At 70.2% G+C, this 3,709-nt stretch carries 7 protein-coding genes; all 7 read right to left on the bottom strand.

What is annotated here, in order from left to right; all coding sequences use genetic code 11:
* Nucleotides 1–338 precede the first annotated feature (338 nt).
* A complete protein-coding gene (locus ACWCV3_RS28535; protein ID WP_451230128.1) occupies nucleotides 339–740 on the bottom strand; it encodes a hypothetical protein in 402 nt (133 codons plus the stop codon).
* Nucleotides 741–942: 202 nt separating this feature from the next.
* Complete coding sequence (locus ACWCV3_RS28530; protein WP_451230125.1) at nucleotides 943–1,512, bottom strand: hypothetical protein; 570 nt, start codon at nucleotides 1,510–1,512, stop codon at nucleotides 943–945.
* Nucleotides 1,509–1,946: a hypothetical protein gene (locus ACWCV3_RS28525; RefSeq protein WP_451230123.1), complete on the bottom strand. Its 438-nt coding sequence runs from the start codon at nucleotides 1,944–1,946 to the stop codon at nucleotides 1,509–1,511. The genes ACWCV3_RS28530 and ACWCV3_RS28525 overlap by 4 nt, the downstream gene beginning before the upstream one ends.
* A gap of 3 nt (nucleotides 1,947–1,949) precedes the next feature.
* Complete coding sequence (locus ACWCV3_RS28520; RefSeq protein ID WP_451230121.1) at nucleotides 1,950–2,399, bottom strand: hypothetical protein; 450 nt, start codon at nucleotides 2,397–2,399, stop codon at nucleotides 1,950–1,952.
* Nucleotides 2,400–2,515: 116 nt separating this feature from the next.
* Complete coding sequence (locus ACWCV3_RS28515) at nucleotides 2,516–3,184, bottom strand: hypothetical protein (RefSeq protein ID WP_451230118.1); 669 nt, start codon at nucleotides 3,182–3,184, stop codon at nucleotides 2,516–2,518.
* A 4-nt stretch (nucleotides 3,185–3,188) separates the two neighbouring features.
* Nucleotides 3,189–3,356: a hypothetical protein gene (locus ACWCV3_RS28510; RefSeq protein WP_451230116.1), complete on the bottom strand. Its 168-nt coding sequence runs from the start codon at nucleotides 3,354–3,356 to the stop codon at nucleotides 3,189–3,191.
* 93 nt (nucleotides 3,357–3,449) lie between these two features.
* Nucleotides 3,450–3,709, bottom strand: a 260-nt coding sequence (locus ACWCV3_RS28505) for a hypothetical protein (RefSeq protein ID WP_451230113.1), incomplete at its 5' end; no start/stop codon positions are given.

The raw sequence follows: 3,709 nt of genomic DNA, 5'->3' as shown, positions 1-3,709 counted from the left end.
CCCGGTTCACGACCTCCATCGCCACGGCGTACGGCACGCCGGCCGCGCGCAGCTCGTTGATGGCCGCGTCGGTCTGGGCCATGGCGGCGTTGAAGCCGGGGTCGGCGATGCGGTCAGCGGTCGTCACGGTGGGTTCCCCTCCCTGGGCGCCTCTCGGCCGGTGCGGATCATACGGCCGACGGCGGTTTTCGCGTTCCTGGTTCCCTGGTCTGCTCGGGAGACCCGCCGGGCCGGCTTCCCCTCCGAGGAGGTCGCGGCCCGTTCCACCCGGCGGGCTTCCCGATGACTTAATTAAACCATGAAGCCCCGGGGTGGTCCACCCCGGGGCTTCGCTGCGGTCAGTTCAGGCGGGTGACGGCCAGAGCGCCCGGCGTCTTCCGGGCCTCGGCCTTGGCCTCCGCGTAGGACTCGGCGGTGATCTCCACCGTCGTGGTCTCCTCGTTCTCCTCGTCCAGCGCGACCAGGAAGCGGTAGACCGTCCCGGCGGGCTGCTCCGCGAGGGCGGCGGCTTCGCAGCTCTTGCAGACCTTCTTGCGGAGCGAGCTGGCGAGAGCCTTCGCGGCCTTCAGCGCCTGCTCGGGGGTTTCCAGGTCCGCCATCTTGGCGGTGGCCATCCGGGAGCCGTGCCGGGTGAGGGCGGCGCAGGCGTTCATCGTGTACTCGTTGTCAGCCGTCCGCATCGCCAGGCCGGTGATGTGGACAGTGGAGCTGTTGTACTTGAGGGCGTGGGTCGCCTGCATCGTGCTCTCCTTGGTCCGTGTCCCGATGAATTAATTAAATCATGGACCCGGGGCAGGCGCAACCCCGGGCCGGGGACACGAAGACGCCCCGCCGGTGAGCGGGGCGTCCAAGTACGGCAGCGGGTTGACCTCCCTGGGCCGAGGCCCAGTTCCCGTCCAGGTTCCTGCCGCGCGAACCCACCAGGGCTACGTCTACCACCGATCACCGGCGGGACCGAACGGTCTTCAGTCGCTCGCGGCCGGCGGCGGTGATGACGATCCGCCGGGCCATGTAGTCGCCCGGAATGATCTCTGCGTATCCGGCGTCCGCGAGGGCGCAGAACGTCAGCTCGCGCGCGGCGAAGCCGTCCCGGGCCCCGAGGTGCCAGACGCCCCGGGGATTTCCGCTGTAGGGCAACACCGGCTCGGTGAACTCGGCGAGGGCGGCCAGGGCGCGCAGGGCCGACGGAGACTCCGCGTCCGGCTTCCACTTCGGCCGCTGGCCCTTCGCTGCCGCCCGCTCCTCCAGCTCGGCGGCCCGCTTACGTCCGGCTTCGGTGACCTTCACCGGCGCCGCGTCGTTGCCGCCGTCGTCCACCAGGTCGTTGGCGTACAGCGGCCGGAAGCTGGCCCGGTTGTACGGAGCGCCACGCATCCCGTCCCAGTGGTACCGCCCCCGGGACAGATAGCGCACGCGCACGCCTTCGCCGGTGTCACACCGGGCGAGGTCGATCAGCAGCCGCTCGGACGCCGGGCTGATCACCTTCTCCTCGTCGCTCCAGTAGTCGTTCATCGCAGCGCCTCCAGCGCGGCCTCGGGGTCCATCAGGACCGGGTGGGAGTGCTTGCCGGGGTCCACCGGGCCGACGATCCCGACAGCCTCCAGCCGGCGGAGGAGTGACTGCACCTCCGCGAAGGTCACGTCGATGCCGTGCTCCTGTCGCAGGGCACGCCGTACGCCCGACGGGGAGCCGTGACGCGCGCCGGTGGTAACGATGCGAGCCGCTGCGCGCAGTGCCTTCACCTCCGCGCCGTGCCGGGCCCCTTCGTGCTCGGCGATGACCTTCTGCACGTCGCCAAAGGACGGATAGAGGAAGTCGAACACGTGGATACGGCCGTCCCAGTCCTCTGCCTCGCCGCACGCGACGCACAGGAGAGCGACCGTGGCGACGCCGTGGAGGCTGTCGGATACAAACCGGTACCGCTCAGGGTCGATGAACTGTGCCACGCGTCAGCCCTCCCGCTTGACGGAGTGCAGGGTGTAGCTCCAGGACGCCCGGGGGCCGTGCCCGGCCCGGACCTGCTTCAGCGCCTCGTACCGCGCCTCCAGCTCGGTGCGCGCGTTGACGAACACGGGCAGCAGTTCGTCCCCGCTGCCGTCGGCCGCGATGGCCTTGTGCCGCAAGGCCACGGTCCACCGGCGGTAGGTGACGCGGCGCGGGAAAACCTGGGACGGCCGGTAGCGGCGAGGCTGGTCCTCACCCTCCGCGACGCAGCGCAGGTGGGTGCGGTTGGTGTCCACGCGGACGAAGACGGCGGGGAACTCGACCTCGCGGCCGTGCTCGTCCAGCGTGCGGACGGTCACCGGCTGACCGGTCGTCGCCTGGCCGGGGCGCAGGTGCACGAGTCCGGGACGGGTGCCGCGCGAGCGCGTCGGCCGCTCTACGGAGTAGCTGGTCATGGGGCCCTACTTTCCTGGTTCCTTGGTCTCGGACCTAACGGTCCATGACTTAATTAAACCAAGGAGCCCCGGGGTCGACAACCCCCGGGGCTCCAGTCGTTCTTCAGAAGGTGCGGTCAGCCGGCGACGAGCTGACAGTGCGCGCAGGGCGTCTCCAGCTCCCGGACATCCCCGGTGCCGTACGTCTCAGAAACCGTGTGCTCCGGATCCACGCTGGACCCCTTGCAGCGGGTGCACGGCCCGAAAACCTCCGGGTGCTCGGCTTTCCACCGAGTCCAGTGCTCCATCGGCTTGTCGGACGCGATGGTGTGCACCAGGTCCATGACCTGCTCCAGCGGTAGCGGGCCGGGGTGCTTGTCGTGGGCGTACCGGGTGCCGCGTGAGTGCGGCGGCCCGGGGACGAACGTCGGGCCGTACTCCCACGAGACGCGCCCATACCCCCAGTCGTCCTCGCCGTACTTGGTGAAGACGACCGTGTTGCACCCGCTGTCCGCGTCCAGGGGTCGCTCGGCGAGCCGGCTGATGTAACCCTCGCGGAACCAGTGGTACAGGTACTCCCGGATGTACGAAGCGAGCATCTGCGCCTCGCGGTCCGTCGGCCGCTCCACGCTGGCGAACGGCGGGCGGGTTAGGTAGTCGGGGACGCCGGGATCGGCCGTGTTCAGGTACGCGGCGACGTAGCGCCACCCCGGCCGGAAGCTGCCCACCACGGGGACGCGCAGCGCGGTGAGCGGGTCGTCCCGGACGGCGTCGGTTCCGAACGGCCACGCCTTCGTCTTGCCCATGCGCTCACTTCCCCTTGCTCTGCCGGCCGGTGACGACCTGGAACGTGTCGGACTTCAAGTCCATGATGACCTCGGCGTCGGACGTCCCGGCCGCGCGCTCCTTGTCGGCTTGCTCGTCGGCGGGGCGGGAACCGCGCGGGTGGCCGGCGGGGGAGCTGAAAAGAACCTTCATGATCGTTTCCTCATTCCTTGGTCGGTGAGGCTGAGCGGCCTCGGGAGAGGCACAGACGGCCGGAGGTCGGCGGGCTGTGCCTCCGGGCGGGGCTCAGTCGTCGTAGTAGGTTCGGGGGTCGTCGGTGACGACGGCAGCGCCGTCCTTCAGCAGCCGGATGGGCCCGGTCTGGGACGCGCGCTCGCTGGACACCGCGAAGTACGCATTGCCCTCACCGCGTGCGTCGGGGCCGTACGTGTTGCGGGTCTTCCAGGTCCCGGTGCTCCAGTCCCAGCGCTGGAGGGTGAAGATGGGCCAGGTGTTCGCCATGGCCGGTTCCTCTCTGCTGCGGGCCGGGGCCGCCGGTCGACGGC

It is taken from the genome of Streptomyces sp. NPDC001781 (assembly GCF_053596035.1).
This window is presented reverse-complemented; position numbering and strand designations above follow the sequence as displayed.